General features: G+C 67.7%; 15 protein-coding genes. 12 read left to right on the forward strand and 3 right to left on the reverse strand.

What is annotated here, in order from left to right; translation table 11 throughout:
* The first annotated feature begins 2 nt into the window (after window positions 1-2).
* The 4 genes from ACMHYJ_RS06815 (at window position 3) to ACMHYJ_RS06830 (ending at window position 3515) form a co-directional block, all read left to right on the forward strand.
* Window positions 3-779: an ABC transporter ATP-binding protein gene (locus ACMHYJ_RS06815; protein WP_414245447.1), complete on the forward strand. Its 777-nt coding sequence runs from the start codon at window positions 3-5 to the stop codon at window positions 777-779.
* Window positions 776-1771 (forward strand): ABC transporter substrate-binding protein, encoded by a 996-nt coding sequence (locus ACMHYJ_RS06820; protein WP_414245448.1) that lies wholly within the window; start codon window positions 776-778, stop codon window positions 1769-1771. The genes ACMHYJ_RS06815 and ACMHYJ_RS06820 overlap by 4 nt, the downstream gene beginning before the upstream one ends.
* A gap of 86 nt (window positions 1772-1857) precedes the next feature.
* Window positions 1858-2631 carry an ABC transporter permease gene (locus ACMHYJ_RS06825; protein WP_414245449.1) on the forward strand — a complete coding sequence of 258 codons (774 nt, stop codon included), beginning with the start codon at window positions 1858-1860 and terminating at the stop codon, window positions 2629-2631.
* 59 nt (window positions 2632-2690) lie between these two features.
* Window positions 2691-3515, forward strand: coding sequence for an ABC transporter substrate-binding protein (locus ACMHYJ_RS06830; protein WP_414245450.1), 825 nt, complete (start codon window positions 2691-2693; stop codon window positions 3513-3515).
* A gap of 48 nt (window positions 3516-3563) precedes the next feature.
* On the opposite strand, the gene infA is transcribed toward ACMHYJ_RS06830, so the two are convergent.
* Window positions 3564-3824, reverse strand: a complete 261-nt coding sequence (infA, locus tag ACMHYJ_RS06835; RefSeq protein WP_414245451.1) for a translation initiation factor IF-1 — start codon at window positions 3822-3824, stop codon at window positions 3564-3566.
* Window positions 3825-4133: 309 nt separating this feature from the next.
* Here infA and ACMHYJ_RS06840 point away from each other — a divergent pair, with 309 nt between their 5' ends.
* Window positions 4134-5042 (forward strand): DMT family transporter, encoded by a 909-nt coding sequence (locus ACMHYJ_RS06840; protein ID WP_414245452.1) that lies wholly within the window; start codon window positions 4134-4136, stop codon window positions 5040-5042.
* Window positions 5043-5101: 59 nt separating this feature from the next.
* Here ACMHYJ_RS06840 and recJ read toward each other — a convergent pair whose 3' ends face one another.
* Together recJ and ACMHYJ_RS06850 are read right to left on the reverse strand one after the other, a co-directional pair.
* The gene (gene recJ / locus ACMHYJ_RS06845; RefSeq protein WP_414245453.1) at window positions 5102-6802 is read right to left on the reverse strand and encodes a single-stranded-DNA-specific exonuclease RecJ; all 1701 of its coding nucleotides are present in this window, start codon (window positions 6800-6802) and stop codon (window positions 5102-5104) included.
* On the reverse strand, window positions 6787-7695 hold the full coding sequence (locus ACMHYJ_RS06850) for a hypothetical protein (RefSeq protein WP_414245454.1): 909 nt from the start codon (window positions 7693-7695) through the stop codon (window positions 6787-6789). Before ACMHYJ_RS06850 ends, recJ begins: the two co-directional genes overlap by 16 nt.
* Window positions 7696-7735: 40 nt before the next feature.
* On the opposite strand from ACMHYJ_RS06850, the gene ACMHYJ_RS06855 reads away from it, so the two are divergent.
* The 7 genes from ACMHYJ_RS06855 (at window position 7736) to ACMHYJ_RS06885 (ending at window position 17119) form a co-directional block, all read left to right on the forward strand.
* Window positions 7736-9007, forward strand: coding sequence for a lipoprotein-releasing ABC transporter permease subunit (locus ACMHYJ_RS06855; protein ID WP_414245455.1), 1272 nt, complete (start codon window positions 7736-7738; stop codon window positions 9005-9007).
* Window positions 9000-9704 (forward strand): ABC transporter ATP-binding protein, encoded by a 705-nt coding sequence (locus tag ACMHYJ_RS06860; protein ID WP_414245456.1) that lies wholly within the window; start codon window positions 9000-9002, stop codon window positions 9702-9704. The genes ACMHYJ_RS06855 and ACMHYJ_RS06860 overlap by 8 nt, the downstream gene beginning before the upstream one ends.
* Window positions 9698-10516 carry a TatD family hydrolase gene (locus ACMHYJ_RS06865; RefSeq protein WP_414245457.1) on the forward strand — a complete coding sequence of 273 codons (819 nt, stop codon included), beginning with the start codon at window positions 9698-9700 and terminating at the stop codon, window positions 10514-10516. Before ACMHYJ_RS06860 ends, ACMHYJ_RS06865 begins: the two co-directional genes overlap by 7 nt.
* A 157-nt stretch (window positions 10517-10673) precedes the next feature.
* Window positions 10674-13292, forward strand: coding sequence for a DNA internalization-related competence protein ComEC/Rec2 (locus tag ACMHYJ_RS06870; RefSeq protein WP_414245458.1), 2619 nt, complete (start codon window positions 10674-10676; stop codon window positions 13290-13292).
* Between the two features lie 166 nt (window positions 13293-13458).
* Window positions 13459-14691, forward strand: coding sequence for a 3-methyl-2-oxobutanoate dehydrogenase (2-methylpropanoyl-transferring) subunit alpha (locus ACMHYJ_RS06875; protein ID WP_414245459.1), 1233 nt, complete (start codon window positions 13459-13461; stop codon window positions 14689-14691).
* A 2-nt stretch (window positions 14692-14693) separates the two neighbouring features.
* Window positions 14694-15731 carry an alpha-ketoacid dehydrogenase subunit beta gene (locus ACMHYJ_RS06880; RefSeq protein WP_414245460.1) on the forward strand — a complete coding sequence of 346 codons (1038 nt, stop codon included), beginning with the start codon at window positions 14694-14696 and terminating at the stop codon, window positions 15729-15731.
* The gene (locus tag ACMHYJ_RS06885; protein WP_414245461.1) at window positions 15731-17119 is read left to right on the forward strand and encodes a dihydrolipoamide acetyltransferase family protein; all 1389 of its coding nucleotides are present in this window, start codon (window positions 15731-15733) and stop codon (window positions 17117-17119) included. The genes ACMHYJ_RS06880 and ACMHYJ_RS06885 overlap by 1 nt, the downstream gene beginning before the upstream one ends.

Below are 17119 nucleotides of genomic sequence, written 5' to 3' on the forward strand. Positions count from 1 at the left end.
TCATGAATCTATCCTTCAAGCAAGTCGAGAAGCGGTTTGGCGCTTTGCAAGTCGTCGATCAATTCAGCAGCGATATCGCCCCGGGCGAGCTCGTCGCCCTGGTGGGGCCGTCGGGGTGCGGGAAATCCACGCTGCTGCACTTGGCCGCCGGCCTGGAAAAGCCCAGTGCGGGCCAGGTGCTGGCGGATGGTCAGGCCGTTGCGCGCCCGGATCCCAGCCGCATGCTGATGTTCCAGGAAAACGCCCTGTATCCCTGGCTGACTCTGGCGCAAAACGTCGCCATGGCGCTGGAACTGCAAAAGACGCCCCGTCGACAGGCGCGTCGGCAGGCCGTCGCCTGGCTGGACAAGGTGCGCCTGAAGGGGTTCGAGGATTATTTCCCGCACCAGGTGTCGGGCGGCATGCGTCAGCGCTGCGCCCTGGCGCGCGCCTTCATCACGCAGCCCGAGGTCTTGCTGCTGGACGAACCCTTCGGGGCGCTGGACGCCCTGACCCGCATGACTTTGCAGGACGCCCTGCGCACCCTCATCCGCGAGACCCGGCCGACGGTGCTGCTGGTCACCCACGATGTCGATGAAGCCTTGTTCCTGGCCGACCGCATCCTGGTCTTCAGCGCGCGCCCCTCGCGGCTGCTGCGCGAATTCCACTTGTCGGCCAGCGAGAAAACACACGACCTGTCCAATTTCGCCGGCATGCGCCGGGAAATCCTGAGCCTGCTGGGCATCACGACGGACACCGCCTCCGAATCCCTTTCATACCCCGAGGAACTTGCAGCATGAAATTTCGTCATTTATTGGTTCCGGCCCTGGCCGCCCTGACTTTCGCCGCGCAATCGTTTGCCGCCGAACCCTTCAAGGTCGGCTATATCCGCGTCATGGACGATGCGCAGGCCATCGCCGCCTACGAAGGCAAGTTCTACGAAAAGCAGGGCCTGGACGTGCAACTGGTGGAATTCAAGTCGGGCACCGACTTGATCAAGGCCATTGTGGGCGGCCAGTTGGATACCGGGGTGCTGGGGTTCACCAACGCGGCGTCGTGGTCCTCCCGAGGGGCCGACCTGAAGGTCGTGGCGGGCGCGCAAAGCGGCTATCACGCCCTGGTGGTGCGCGATAACGCCAACATCAAGACCGTGGCCGACCTCAAAGGCCATACGCTGGCCTCTCAAAAAGAAGGCAGCACGGCCGATACCGTCCTGCGCGGCGTGGTTCTGAAGGACGCGGGCCTGACAGTGGACGACGTCAATATCATGGGGGTCAGCCCGCAGGTGGCGGTGCAGTCGCTGGTGGGCGAGCGCGTGGATGCGGCCTTTTTGTTCGAGCCCCAGGCCAGCATTGCGCAGCTGATTGCGCCGGTCAGCCAAATCTATGAAATCGGCGAAGTCTGGCCTTTCCCCTGCATGGTCACCATCACGTCGGGCGATACGCTGAAAAATAAAAAAGATCTGGTCTGGAAATCCCTGGATGCCCAGGCCGAGGCCATCGCGCTGCTGCAGGACAAGCCCGATGAAGCAGCCAAGCTGATTGCCAGCTACTTCATTGCCGAGCCCACACTGAAAACCCTGAAGCAGGGCGAGCTGCCGCGCGAACAGGTGATCAGCAAAGCCATCCAGACGCAGACTTTCAGCCCGGCCCTGAGCCCCAAGGATCTGGGCCGTATGCAGGAAGTCGCCGACATCATGCAGGCGCGCGGCGCGCTGAAAACGAAGGACGGCCAGCCTTTTGATGTCAGCGCCATTGTCGACCTCGAATGGCAGCAGACGCGCAAGCTGTGACGGCGTGTCGGGCGGGGATGCGATAATCGCTGTCCCTGACATCCTCGAAACCCGGGCCGGATACGATTCCGGCCTTCTTCTTGATTATGAGCACAAGTAAACGCGTTTCTCCCGCCGCCCGTAAAGTGGCCATGGCGGTGGCGATAGCCGCCATTTTGCTGGTTTGGCAGATGGCGGCCTGGACCCTGCCGGATTTCTTGATGCCGGGCGTGCCCGCGGTGCTCGAACGGTTGTGGAATGATGTCCAGACCGGAGAATTCCGGGCCGTGCTGGCGGGCAGTATGGGCCGCCTGGGGGTGGGCTATGGCTTTGCCCTGCTGTTCGGGGTGGGTTTTGGCCTGGCGGGCGGGCTGTTGCTGTTTTTCCGCGAGGTGCTGAAATCGGCCATCATCATTCTGCAGTCGATCCCGTCCATCGCCTGGGTGCCGCTGTTCTTGATCCTGATGGGCTTTGGCAATGTGCCGATGATCGTGGTGGTGGCCCTGGCGGCGTTTTTTCCGGCCGCCTTGTCCGTCATGAATGCCACTGAAAGCGTGTTGCAGACCCACGTGTCCGCCGCGCGCGTCATGGGGGCCGGCCCCTGGGACATGGTGCGCCGGGTGTATCTGCCCGCCGTCATGCCCGAACTCATCACGGGGGCCCAGCTGGCTTTCGGCAATGCCTGGCGGGCCTTGATTTCAGCCGAGATGCTGATTGGCTTCGGCCAGGGGCTGGGCCGTTCGCTGGCCTATGCCGGCGAGACCGCCGACATGGTCGGCGTCATGGCCAATATCCTGACCATTGCCATCCTGGCGACTTTGATCGACCAGGTGTTTCTGGAAAACATCAAACGCAGCGTGCTGCGCTATCAATATGTCTGATTTTGCCGACCTGCGGCTTCGGCCCTTGTTGATCGACACGGCGGCGTCCGTCTACCCCTATGCCTGATTTTTCTTGCTTATGGACTTCCCGCCGGCCGCTGCGCCCCGGGGCTTTTCTGAAGGCGGCCGCGTTGGCCGGCTTGTTGGGGGCGGCGTGCCCGGCGGCGGCGCAGGCCGTCCCGGCAGCAGCCCAGGCGGTCGCGCCCTGGCGTCTTGGCGTGGCCGGCCTGCCGCCCGCGCCGGTGCCCGGGGCCAAGGATCGCACCCCGGCCCGCATCGAGGTGTTGGCGGGCCAGGCCGGCGGCGCGGCCGACTTGCGGGCGGTAGATCGGGATCAGGCGGCGGCGCAGCTGCGGCAGGCCGCACTGGATGGCTGGGTGGGGGTGTGGCCGGCGGAGGCATCCCTGCCGCCCGGCGTGCGCCGAGAGCCGCTGGACTGGTCGGCCAGCCCCATGGCCATCATGCGCACGGATACGGATATCCATGCCTGGGCCGATCTGGCGGGGCGCACCGTGTGCCTGAGCGCCGATGGCCGGTATGTGGGCGAATTGGCCGCCCGCCAGGGGGCCATCGAGCAGGTTTATCCTTCGGCGACCGATGCGCTGCTGGCTTTGCGGATCGGACAATGCGATGCGGCGGTGCAAGACGAGGATTTCTTGCGCCAGCTGTTGAAGTTCCCGGAATGGAAAAAGTTTTCGGCCCAACTGGCGCCGTACCGGCGGGCAACGCTGGCGCAGCTGTCACGGGCGGACTTGCCGGACGATGCCGCCCGCGCCTTGCGCCAGGCGGTGGCGCCCGGCCAACTGCGGCAACTGGCGCAGCAGCAGGCGAAGTCGATTGCGTTCGAGGTGTATCTGGATCAGGCGGTGCCGGATTGCCACTGACCGCCTGTCGGGCGGTGCCGGGCCTTATTGCGCCGATATCCGGGCGCCTCAGTGGCGGCGGCGCTGCACGGGGGCCGAGCCCGCCGGGCGGTTGAGGTGGCGAAACGTAATGCGCCCCTTGCTGAGATCGTAGGGGGACATTTCCAGGGTGACCTTGTCGCCCGCCAGGATGCGGATGTGATGCTTGCGCATTTTCCCGCCCGTGTAGGCGATGACGGGGTGCCCGTTGTCCAGCGTCACGCGGAAGCGGGAATCCGGCAGGACTTCAGTGACAGATCCTTGCATTTCGAGTAGTTCTTCTTTGGCCATGGTGACTCCGGTGAAGGGTGATTGAACCAGCGGGCCCATGCCGCCCGGCCTGGCGGCAGGACAGGCGCGAGAACCGGGGCGATCAGAGTTCAGACGGGGGCAGAACCGCCCCCAAAGGCAGCAGGCGCAATGCCTGGCAAGACAGCCGGCAACCCGGCAAGTGCTGAAAACCGCTGATGAAACAAGCCCTTATCTTAAGGCTTGAAACAGTATTATGTCAAGACTTTTGACATGCTTTTGGCATGAAAACCGGGCGAATGCGCGGGACGGTTAGAATTTCGGGTGTATGAACCCGTTCCTGGATGCGGCATGAATGAACGATTGACGTCCGGCACTGTGGCGCTGCTGCTGGTGCCGCCGGCCATGTGGGCCAGCAACGCGGTGGTGGGCCGGGCCGTGGCCGATCTGGTGCCGCCCATGACGCTGAATTTCTTTCGCTGGGCGACGGCGCTGCTGTTGCTGCTGCCCCTGGGCTATCGGGTGCTGCAGCGCAACAGCGCCATTTGGCGCGACTGGCCGCGCTATGCCTTGCTGGGGCTGCTGGGGGTAGGGCTGTACAACTCGCTGCAATACCTGGCGCTGCATACGTCCACCCCGGTCAATGTCACGCTGGTGGCCGCCAGCATGCCGGTGTGGATGATGCTGGTGGGCCGCCTGTGCTACGGGGTGGCCATCCGGCCCGCCCAGGTGCTGGGCGCGGCGCTTTCGCTGGCCGGGGTGGCGATCGTGCTGTCCCATGGGCAGTGGGGGCAGCTGCTGGCGCTGCGGTTCGTGGCGGGCGATCTGCTGATGGTGCTGGCCACCGTCATCTGGGCGTTCTACAGCTGGCAGCTGACCCGGGTGCCGGCCGATGCGCCGGTGCGCGCGCATTGGGCCGGGTTTTTGTTGGGCCAGGTTCTGTACGGGGCGGCCTGGTCGGGCCTGTTCGCCGCGCTGGAATGGCGGCTGACTGACTGGCAGGTGGCGTGGGGCGCGCCTTTGCTGCTGGCCGTGGCCTTCGTGGCCATCGGCCCCGCCGTGATTGCGTTTCGCTGCTGGGGCGCGGGGGTGCAGCGGGTGGGGCCCACCCTGGCCGGCTTTTTCAACAACCTGACCCCGCTGATCGCGGCCCTGCTGTCTTCGGCCCTGCTGGCCGAAAGCCCGCATTTCTACCATGCCGTGGCTTTTCTGCTGATCATCGGCGGCATTGTGCTGTCTTCGCGGCGGCCCGCCGCCTGAAGCAAGCCGGGCCGGGCGCGACTCGGCCCGGCCCGGCCGCGTCCGGCCCGCGTGCCGGTTCAGGCCGGGCGCGCGTGCTCGATCAGCAATTGCAGGCGAGTCTGCCCCCCCCAGGTGTTGCGTTCCAGGCGGTAGGCCGCCTCGATGCGCTCGGGCAGAGGGTCGGCGTGGTTGAACCAGATGGCGTCCAGGCGCTGGCCGTGGTGTTCCAGGAACAGTTTCAGGTGCTTGTCCTGCAGGACGCGTTGGTGGATGACCTGGAACGTATCCTGGAACAGCGGGGGGGCGAAGCCCGCGCCCCAGACATGCGTCGCCAGCATGGCTGCGGTTTCCACCGAAAAATACGCGGGCTCCAGCGCGCCGTCGGTTTCCAGGCAGGGCTCGAACGCCTCCTGGCCGCTGAGTGTGCGCACCGCCTGATCCAGCTGTTCGGTAAAGTCTTCGAACGCGGCCCGCCGCAGCGTCAGGCCCGCGGCCATGGCATGGCCGCCGAACTGCAGGATCGCCCCGGGCAGGCGCTTGCTGACCAGATCCAGCGCATCGCGCAAATGCACTTCCGGGATCGAGCGGCCCGAGCCGCGCAGGGTGGCCTCGTCGTCCGGGGCGAAGGCCAGGACGGGCCGCCAGTAGGTTTCCTTCAGGCGCGAGGCCACCAGGCCGATGACACCCGGATGCCAGTCGGCCTGCCAGACGCACAGGCTGGCGGCCTGGCGCGGGGGCTGCAGATTCAGCTGCGCCAGGGCCTGGTCGCGCATGGTGGATTCGCGGTTGCGGCGTTCGCGGTTGATGTCGTCCAGGGATCGGGCCAGGGCCAGGGCGCGGTCGGGGTCGTCTTCCAGCAGGCATTGGATGCCGATGCCCATGTCGGCCATGCGGCCGGCGGCATTGATGCGCGGCCCCAGGGAAAATCCCAGATCGGCGGTGCTGGCCTGGCGGGGGTCGCGGCCCGCCACGGTGAACAGGGCGGCCACGCCGGCCTGCATTTGCCCCTGACGGATGCGTTTCAGGCCCTGGCCGACCAGCAGGCGGTTATTGGCGTCCAGGCGCACGACGTCCGCCACGGTGCCCAGCGCCACCAGATCGCTCAGGGCATCCAGCCGGGGGCCGCCCCGGGGGGGCAGCACCCCGCGCGTGCGCAACTCGGCCCGCAGGGCCAGCAGAACATAAAAAATGACGCCGACGCCGGCCAGATGCTTGGATGGAAATGCGCAGGCGGCCTGGTTGGGATTGACGATGGCCAGGGCCTGGGGCAGCGTGTCGCCGGGCAAATGGTGGTCGGTGACGATGACCTGCATGCCGGCGGCCTGGGCGGCGGCCACGCCTTCGACGCTGGCGATGCCATTGTCGACCGTGATCAGCAGGTCGGGCCGGCCGGCCGGGTGGCTGCAGGCCAGCCGCACCACGGCGGGCGACAGGCCATAGCCGGTCTCGAACCGGTTGGGCACCAGGAAATCCACCTGCGCCCCCATCAGGCGCAGCCCCCGCACCGCCACGGCGCATGCGGTCGCCCCGTCGCAGTCGTAATCGGCCACCACCAGCAGTTTCCGCTGCGCGGCGATGGCGTCGGCCAGCAGGCCGGCGGCGTGCTCGACCTGGGTCAGGCGGGCCGGGGGGATGAGGTGCGCCCAATCGGCGGGCGCGGCCTGGGTCAGCCCGCGCGCCGCCCACAGTCTGGCCAGCAGGGGGTGGACGCCGGATTCGGCAAGGGCCTGGGTGGCGGGGCGGTTGGTGCGGCGCGGGCGAATCAGCGGCTGCACCACCAGCGCCTCCAGTCCTGGGTCTTGAAACGGGCCAGCCAGCCGCCGGCCGCCTGCACGGTGACGAAGCGGTCGCGCCCTGTCAATATCAGGGCGGGGCGCTGCGCCGCCAGCGGGGCCAATTGCCGATCCAGCTGGGCCAGCGCGTCGATCCATTCGCCCCAGCGCTGGGCGATGGCCAGATCCTGCAGCCCGGAAAGGAGGCGCAGGTCAGTGGGCGGGGCGGTGGTCAACTGGCTGGGCCGGGCCCCGCCGTACAGCCAGAGGCTGTTGATGGGCGGCAGGCCGTCGCGCTGGCGCGCCTGGTTGACGGGGTGTTCGAACCAGGCCATCTGCAGTGTGTTGACGAGCCGCCGCCAGGGCTGGGCGGCGGCGTCCTGGGGCCACCAGTCGTTGACCGCGCTGGTGGCGACCAGCGCCGGGCTGGCGCAGGGCAGGGCCGGGGGGATGGGCCCGCGCACCCGCCAGGTGTGCGGGGTGTGCAGCGATTCCAGCCGCAGGCCGTCTTCCAGATGCGCCTGGGCCGACGCCCAGAGCGCGTCGGCTTGTTCGGCGGTCACGGCCAGCGTGTCCGCGGGCAGCAGGGCGGCGCCGTCGCGCGAGGGGGCCATGTGGATGAGCTCGGCCAGCCAGACGGGTTCGTCGTCCAGGGCGGGCGCGCGCAAAGGGCCCAGACCTGCGCTAAGATGCTCGGTTTGCGCGGGCACGAATCCGTGCGCGTCCAGCAGCCAGTGTTCCAGCGGGGTGCACCAAGTTTGCGCCGCCGGGCTGGGCTGTATGGCGGGTTTGCCCCGGGCCAGCCAATGGGCCAGGGTGGGGGCGCGCTGCGCCAGATGTGGGGCCAGTTCGGTGGCGACTTCAGGATCGGGCCAGGCCCCGGGGATCACAATATGCATGGCGGGATTGTAAAGTCAAACGCCGGCAAAGGCTGTTTACATGAGTTATGAATGGTGGATAGGGGCGCGCTATGCGGGCCTGTCGCGCACCGGCCGGGGCGGACGCCGGGGCGACCGCTTTGTGTCGTTCGTGGCGGCCAGCTCGATGGCGGGCATCGCCCTGGGCGTGGCGGCCCTGATCGTCGTGTTGTCCGTCATGAATGGTTTCCAGACCCAGGTGCGCGACCGCATGCTGTCGGTGCTGCCGCACATCGAACTGTACTGGCCGGGGGTGCCGCACCAGCAGGTGCTGGATCACTGGCAGGCGCTGGCCCGCGAGGCCGAGGCCGATCCGGCCGTGCGCGGGGCCGCGCCCTTCGTGGCGGCGCAGGCCATGCTGGCCCGGGGCCAGTCGTTCAGCGGGGTGCAGGTGCGCGGCATCGACCCCGCCACCGAGCCCCGGGTGTCGGCCTTGCGCGACCAGCTGGAATCCGGCACGCTTGACAGCCTGGCCCCCGGGGCATATCGGGTCATCATCGGCAGCCAGATCGCCCAGTCCCTGGGCCTGCGGGTGGGCGATACCGTGCTGCTGCTGGCGCCGCAGGGGTCGATCTCGCCCGCCGGGTTTTCGCCCCGCATGCGCCAATTCACCGTTTCGGGCGTCTTTGCCTCGGGCTATTACGAATACGATGCCACCCTGGCCTTTATCAATGTGGAAGACGCCGCCCGCGTGTTCCGCGACAGCGGAACCAGCGGGGTGCGCCTGCGCATCGCCGACATGCAGCAGGCCCCGGTGGTGGCCCGCCAACTGTTGGCCGTCCTGCCGCCGGGGGTGAGCGCCGCCGATTGGACGCAAAACAACCGCACCTGGTTTGCCGCCGTGCAAACCGAGAAACGCATGATGTTCTTGATTCTGACCCTGATCGTGGCCGTGGCCGCGTTCAATCTGCTGTCGTCCCTGGTCATGGCGGTCAAGGACAAGCAATCCGACATTGCGATCCTGCGCACCCTGGGGGCCACGCCCGCGGAAATCGCCCGGATCTTCCTGGTGCAGGGCACCTTGATCGGGGTGGTGGGCACGGCGGCCGGCGTATTGCTGGGCGCCCTGGTGGCCTACCATATTGATGTGATCGTGCCCTGGATCGAGCATCTGATCGGGGTGCAGTTCTTGCCGCAGCAAATCTATTTCATCAGCGAGCTGCCCTCCAATCCCCAGCTGGGCGACATGACCGTCATCGGCTTGACGTCGCTGGCCTTGTCCCTGCTGGCCACCCTGTATCCCAGTTGGCGGGCCTCGCGCCTGCAGCCCGCCCAGGTATTGCGCCATGACTGATGCCCCGACCCAAGCCGCGCCGGTGCTGCGCGCCGAACATCTGCAAAAGACCTACGACGAGGGCACGGGGCGGGTGGATGTGCTGCGCGATATCAGCCTGACGGTGCATGCCCGCGAAATGCTGGCCATCATCGGGGCGTCGGGCTCCGGCAAAAGCACGCTGCTGCATGTGCTGGGCCTGCTGGATCAGCCCGATCAGGGCCGTTTGTGGGTGGCGGGCCAGGCGGCCGACGGCCTGTCCGAACGCCAGCGCAGCCGCCTGCGCAACCAGTCCCTGGGCTTTGTGTATCAGTTTCACCACTTGCTGCCGGAATTCACGGCGCTGGACAATGTGGCCATGCCGCTGATCGTGCGCCGGATGAGGCGGGCGGCGGCCCGCCAGCAGGCCCGGCAGCTGTTGGATCAGGTGGGCCTGTCCCAGCGGGCCACGCATTTTCCGGGGCAGCTTTCCGGCGGTGAACGCCAGCGCGTGGCCTTGGCGCGCTCCCTGGTCACCCAGCCGGCGTGCGTGCTGGCCGACGAACCCACGGGCAATCTGGATCGCCACACGGCGGATGCCATGTTCACCCTGCTGCGCCGGGTCAACCAGGATCTGGGCACCGCCTTCATCATCGTCACGCACGACCCGGCCCTGGCCGCGCTGGCGCACCGGCAGCTGGAAATGCAGGCGGGCCGCCTGCAGGCGGCGGGATGCTGATCGACACGCATTGCCACCTGGATGCCGCCGAATTCGACGCGGATCGCCAGGCGGTGCTGGCCCGGGCGCAGGCGGCCGGTGTGCGGCGGATCGTGATCCCCGCCGTGGGCCGCCGGAATTTCCAGACGGTTCGGGATTTGGCCTGGGCCTGGCCCGGTGGGCGCTATGCCCTGGGTATCCATCCTTTGTGCGTGGCTGAGGCGCAAGCGTCGGACTTGGCCGCCTTGGAAACTTGCCTGATGAATTGGCGCGATGACCCCCGGCTGGTGGCCATCGGAGAAATCGGCCTGGATTTTTTCGTCCCCGCCCGCAGCGGCCCGGCGGCGCGCAGCCGCCAGGAACAGGTGTATGCGGCGCAACTGGCCCTGGCCCGGCGCTTCGGCCTGCCCGTGCTGCTGCATGGGCGCCGATCCCAGGATACGCTGCTGAAATATCTGCGCCGCCAGCCGCCCATCGGCGGGATTGCCCACGCTTTCAATGGCAGCTTTCAACAGGCTCGGCAGTTTCTCGGCCTGGGCTTCGCGCTGGGCATGGGGGGCGCCTTGACGTTCGACCGGGCTTTGCAGATCCGCCGCCTGGCGGCCCAACTGCCCGCCAGCGCGCTGGTGCTGGAGACCGACGCGCCCGACATGGCCCCCGCCTGGCTGGGGCGCGATGACCAGGGCCGGCGCGCGCCCGCCCGCAACGAACCTGCCGAAATCGCCCGCATTGCCGCTTGCCTGGCGGCGCTGCGGGCCAGCCCGACGGACGCCGTGATCGCCCAATGCGCGGAAAATGCGCAGCGCGTGCTGCCGCGCCTGGCGGGGGAATGACGCTCGGCAGTCCTTGCCCTTACCCTGACGTGATGTCGCAGGCGCGGCACCAATCCGAGGGCGGTGGCCGCGCGACGGATTGATCCCATGGCCCTGGATTTGTCCTGTCGCCTTGGCGTAGTGTGCTTTCTTCCACTCAGGCAGACAGAGACACACGATGAAGGGGCGCTTGATCGTTGCCGCGGGCTTATCGGGGGTGATGCTGATTCATCGGCAGGCCGAGCTGCCGGGGTGGCCTGGATTATTGTCCTGGGGATTATTGCCCCTGGCGTTGCTGGCCGGGGCTGGATATGGCCTGCGCCAAGGTAGCGGGACAGGCGGTGGCGGGACAGGCCGTTTCAGCGGCCTGTTGCGTATGGCCCGATTATCGGGCCTGTGCCTGCTGGCGGCCTGGCTGGCCGCCGTCACCACCAGCCTGTGGGCGCAGCAGCGCCTGGATCAGGCCCTGGCCCCGGGCAATGTGGATCGTGTGTCCCGGGTGACTTTGCGCGTGGCGGGTCTGCCGCGCCTGCGGCCCGACCGCATCCGCTTCGAGGCCGATGTGCTGGATGCCCACCCGGCGGGGGTGCCCGCCCGGATCGTGGTCACTTGGCCCGCCGCCGGGTGGCGCAGCCCCTATGCGGCGGCCCGGGCGGCCGATCCGCCGTTTCCCGAGATTCATGCGGGCCAGGTCTGGCGCATGGCCCTGGTGCTGCGGCCCATCCAGGCGGCGCAAAATACGGCGGCCTTCGATTATGAAGGCCATGTCTTTGCCGCTGGTATTCGGGCCAGCGGCACGGTGCGCGGCCAGCCCGGCTATCTGCGCGACGAGCCGTGGCACAGCCTGGCCACGGTGGCGGATCGGGCGCGCCATCGAATCCGCCAGGCCATGGCGCCGCACCTGGAAGGCAAGCGCTATGGGGCGGTGTTGCGGGCGCTGGCGATCGGCGACCAGGATGGCATGGACGATGCCGATTGGGCCGTGTTCAACCGCACGGGCCTGACCCACCTGGTGTCGATTTCAGGCTCGCACATCACCATGCTGGCCGGTCTGGGCGGATTGTCGATGGCGTGGGCCTGGCGGCGTGTCAGTTGGCGGGGCCGCCTGCTGGCCGAGCGCTGGCCAGCGCGCCGGGCGGGGGCTTGCGCCGCCTTGGTCGTGGCCTGGCTGTACTGCCTGCTGGCGGGGTGGGGCGTGCCGGCGCAACGCACTTTCATGATGCTGGCGGTGGTGGCCGGGGCGCAGGCGCTGCAGTTGCGCTTGAGCGGCCCCCGGGTGCTGGCCCTGGCCGCCGTGGCCGTGGTGGCGCTGGATCCCTGGTCGGTGCTGGCCAGTGGATTCTGGCTGTCGTTCACGGCGGTCGGGGTGCTGTTGGCCGTGAGTCTGGATCGTGACGGCGGCGTGGCCGCTCAAACGCCGCGGATCGCGCCGCCCGCGCCGTCGTCGCCATTGCCGTCGTCGCTGTCGGCATCGGCCGCCCGCTGGCAACGCATGGCCCGGGGCCTGCGCCTGGCCGCCCGCGTGCAAGGGGCGATCACCTTGGCCCTGGCTCCGGTGCTGGCCTGGATGTTTCATGAGGTCTCGCTGGTGTCGCCGCTGGCCAATGCCTATGCCATCCCGCTGATTGAGTTGCTGGTCACGCCTTTGTCGCTGCTGCTGGCCGCGTGCGCCGTGATCCCCGGTCTATCGACGGTGGCCGCGGGCTTGGCCTGGCTGGCGCATACGGTATTGGAAGGCCTGATGATTCCTACCGTGTGGCTGGCGGCCTTGCCTACCTTGCCGGTCGCCGCCGGCCCGATGGGGCTGTATGGGCTGGCGCTGGCCGGCGTGGCGGTCGCTTTATGGCCTGCCGGTCTCCCGAGCCGTTCTTGGGCCAAGTGGGCGGCTTGTCCCCATGTTTCCCGCTGGCGCCGTCTGGGCTGGCTGGCCCTGTTGCCCATGGCGCTGTGGTCGCCGCCTCGTCCGGCGGACGGCGAGTGGGATTTGCATGCCCTGGATGTGGGGCAGGGCAGCGCCTTGCTGATCCGCACGGCGCGGCATGCCTTTTTGTTTGACGCCGGCCCCCGCCATGCGCGCGACCGCGATGAAGGGGCCAATACGGTGCTGCCGGCCGCCCGGGCCTTGGGGGTGCGGCGTCTGGATGTCCTGGTTGTGTCCCATGCGGATCTGGATCATGCCGGCGGGGTGCGCAGCGTCTTGGCGGGCTTGCCTGTGCAACAAAGTTTCAGTTCGTTCGACCTGGATCGCTGGCTGCGCCGCGAGGCCCGCCTGCTGCAGGCCGGCCCCGCGTTACAGCCGTTGGCGGCAACGCCCTGCCAGTTTGGCGGCCGCTGGCAGGTGGATGGCGTGCACTTCGAGTTCTTGTGGCCCTTGGACGTGCGCCCTGAACGCAAAGGCGCGCAGGCCAACGCCGGCAGCTGCGTGCTGCGCGTGCGGGGCCGCCATCACAGCCTGCTGCTGACGGGCGATATCGACGCGCATACCGAAGCCAGGCTGGTGGATCGCGGCCTGACGCCGGTGGATGTGGTGGTGGCGGCCCACCATGGTTCGCGCACCTCGTCTTCGGCGGCCTTTGTCCAGGCGGTTGCCGCGCGCCATGTGATCATGCAGGTGGGCCGATGGAACCGCCACGGGCATCCCGCCGATGCCGTGGCCCGGCGCTGGCGGCGCGCCGGCGCCCGCCTTTGGCGCACCGATTGGCAGGGCGGGGTAAATGCCCAGTCGCGCGCGGAGGGGCTGTCGTTGTACAGTGTCCTGGAGTCGTCCCGGCGGTACTGGCATGGGCAGCGCCCCTGATGGTTTGTCCGGCGCATTCGGCTTCAAGCCCCGGCGCCGGGCAGGGCACTAGTGGTTAATCCGCTCTTGTGTTGGATCGCAAGATCGGCGATGATGCGCCAGCCGTCCACAAGACGACAATTGCCCGCCCGCGGGTTAATGGCAAATCCAAAAGATTGTTCCGACCATGACACAGACACCCCTGAAATTCTACGTTCCAGAGCCCTCTGGGCGTCCCGGTCAGGCGACCGATTTCTCGTATTTACGGCTGCAGCCGGCAGGCGCGGCCCGAAAACCCCCCATCGACACCATTCCCTACGACACGCGCGACCTGGCCCTGGGGCTCATCCGCGTGCTGGACGACGATGGCCAGGCCCAGGGCCCCTGGGCCGAGGATATCCCCGACGACGACACGCTGCGGCGCGGCATGCAGGCCATGATCAAGACCCGCGTCTTCGATGCGCGCATGGTCATCGCCCAGCGCCAGAAAAAAACCTCGTTCTACATGCAGTGCCTGGGCGAAGAAGCCATCGCCATCGGCCAGTCCCTGGCCTTGCGCGATGGCGACATGCATTTCCCGTCCTATCGGCAGCAGGGCCTGCTGATCGCCCAGGACTACCCCCTGTTCGACATGATGTGCCAGATCTTTTCCAACGACAAAGATCCGCTCAAGGGCCGCCAGCTGCCGGTGTTGTACTCCGTGCCCGAAAAAGGCTTTTTCACACTGTCGGGCAATCTGGGCACGCAGATGCCTCAGGCGGTCGGCTGGGCCATGGCCTCGGCCATCAAGGGCGATACCCGCATCGCCTGCGGCTGGATCGGCGACGGTGCCACGGCCGAGTCCGACTACCAGACCGCCCTGTTGTTTGCCAATGTGTACCGGGCGCCGGTCATCCTCAATGTCATCAACAACCAGTGGGCCATTTCCACCTTTCAGGCGGTGGCCGGGGGCGAGGGCATCACGCTGGCGGCGCGTGGCATCGGCTCCAACGTGGCCTCGCTGCGGGTGGACGGCAATGATTTCCTGGCGGTGTATGCGGCGTCCCGCTGGGCCGCCGACCGGGCGCGCAACAACCACGGCGCTACCCTGATCGAATGGGTCAGCTACCGCGCCGGGCCGCATTCCACCTCGGACGATCCCTCCAAGTACCGCCCCGCCGACGACTGGTCGCGCTTCCCCCTGGGCGATCCCATCGACCGCTTCGAGCAATATCTGATCCAGCGCGGCCTCTGGTCCGAGAAAGAACACCAGGAAACCCAAAAGGCCTGCGAGGCCGAAGTCGTGGCGGCCCAGAAAAAGGCCGAAGCCCACGGCACGCTGGCCACGGGGCGCACGAGCAGCGTGGCCACCATGTTCGAAGACGTCTACAAGGAAATGCCGGAACACCTGCGCCGCCAGCGCCAGGAACTGGGGGTGTAATCATGGAACAGAAAAAACTCAAGACGCGCCCCATGACCATGATCCAGGCCCTGCGTTCGGCCATGGACATCATGCTGGAGCGCGATGACAACGTCGTCATCTTCGGCGAAGACGTCGGCTATTTTGGCGGGGTATTCCGCTGCACCGAAGGCCTGCAGGCCAAGTATGGCCAGCCGCGGGTGTTCGATGCCCCGATTTCCGAGAGCGGCATCGTGGCGGCCGCCGTGGGCATGGGGGCCTATGGCCTGCGGCCCGTGGTCGAAATTCAGTTCGCCGATTATTTCTATCCGGCCGCCGACCAGATTTTCTCCGAAGCGGCCCGTCTGCGCTATCGCTCGGCCGGGGGCTTTACCGCGCCGCTGACCATCCGCATGCCTTGCGGGGGCGGCATTTTCGGCGGCCAGACCCACAGCCAAAGCCCGGAGGCCCTGTTCACGCACGTGTCGGGGCTGCGCACGGTCATGCCGTCCAATCCCTACGACGCCAAGGGCTTGCTGATCAGCTCCATCGAAAACGACGACCCGGTCATCTTCCTCGAACCCAAGCGCCTGTACAACGGCCCCTTCGATGGCCACCACGACCAGCCCGTGGTGCCGTGGTCCAAGCACCCCCTGGGCAATGTCCCGGAAGGCTATTACACCGTGCCGCTGGACAAGGCGGCGCTGTACCGCGAAGGCCGCGAACTCACCGTCATCACCTATGGCACCATGGTCTACGTGGCCGAGGTCGCCGCCCAGGAGGCCGGCATCGAGGCCGACATCATTGATCTGCGCAGCATCTGGCCGCTGGATCTGGACACCATCCTGAATTCCGTGCGCAAGACCGGCCGCTGCGTGGTCTTGCACGAAGCCACGCGCACGGGCGGTTTCGGCGCAGAACTCTGCGCCCTGGTGCAGGAACACTGCTTTTATCACCTGGAGGCCCCGATCGAGCGCATCACGGGCTGGGACACGCCGTATCCCCATTCGCATGAATGGGCTTATTTCCCCGGCCCCAAACGGGTGGCCGAGGCATTCAAACGCGCGTTCCGGGAGGCATAATGGGTATTCATATCATCAAGATGCCGGACATCGGCGAAGGCATCGCAGAAGTCGAGCTCGTCGAATGGCACGTGCAGCCGGGCGACGCCGTGGTCGAAGACCAGATCCTGGCCGACGTCATGACGGACAAGGCCACCGTCCAGGTGCCGTCCCCGGTGCAGGGCCGCGTGACCGCCCTGGGCGGCCAGGTGGGCGAAGTCATGGCGGTGGGCTCCGAGCTCATCCGCCTGGAGGTCGAAGGCGAGGGCAACGCGCACACGTTCAAGACCCGGACGGCGGCGTCCCAGCCGGCCGCCGCTCAGGCAGCGGCGGCATCGGCCGATGCGGATGCCGCGCCGGCCGTGCCGGCGGCCCGCGCCGCCGCCGCGCCGCCGTCGTCCGCTCAGGCCGGCGTGGCGGCCAAGGCCAGCCCCGCGTCGCCTGCCGTGTCCGCCGCCGCCCCGGTGGCGGATGCGCAGCGGCCCGCCGCGCCGCATTCGACCGCGCACGCGCCCGCCCGCACGGCGGGCCAGCGGCCCCTGGCCTCGCCCGCCGTGCGCCGCCGCGCCTGGGATCTGGGTATTACCCTGCAGTACGTGCCGGGCAGCGGGCCGGCCGGCCGCATCACCCATGGCGACTTGGACGCCTGGCTGGCCCGCGACCGCAATGCCACGTCGCACCGCACCACGGGCACGCTGTACCAGTCGCACGACGAGGAAACCCAGGTGCCGGTCATCGGCCTGCGGCGCAAGATCGCCCAGAAAATGCAGGAGTCCAAGCGCCGCATCCCGCATTTCACCTATGTCGAGGAAATCGACGTCACCGAACTCGAATCCCTGCGGGCGCGGCTCAACGCCCAATACAGCACCCAGCGCGGCAAGCTGACCCTGCTGCCGTTCCTGGCCCGGGCCATCGTGCTGGCGCTGCGCGAATATCCGCAGATCAATGCGCGTTACGACGACGAGGCCGGGGTCGTCACCCAATACGGGGCGGTGCACCTGGGGGTGGCGGCCCAGACCGCCGCCGGCCTGATGGTGCCCGTGGTGCATCACGCCGAAACCCTGGATCTCTGGTCGTGCGCCGCCGAAGTGGCCCGCCTGGCCGAGGCCACGCGCCAGGGCAAGGCCGCGCGCGACGAGCTCACCGGCTCCACCATCACCTTGACCAGCCTGGGGGCCTTGGGGGGGATTGTTTCCACGCCCGTCATCAACCATCCCGAGGTCGCCATCGTGGGCGTCAACCGGGTGGTCGAACGGCCCGTCTTCCAGGAAGGCCGCGTGGTGGCGCGCAAGCTCATGAACCTGTCCTCGTCCTTTGATCATCGTGTGGTCGACGGCATGCACGCCGCCGAATTCATCCAGTGCATCCGGCGCTACCTGGAATGCCCGGCGCTGTTGTTTGTGGAGTAA

It is taken from the genome of Castellaniella hirudinis (assembly GCF_047468865.1).
Classification (GTDB): Bacteria; Pseudomonadota; Gammaproteobacteria; order Burkholderiales; family Burkholderiaceae_B; genus Castellaniella; species Castellaniella hirudinis_A.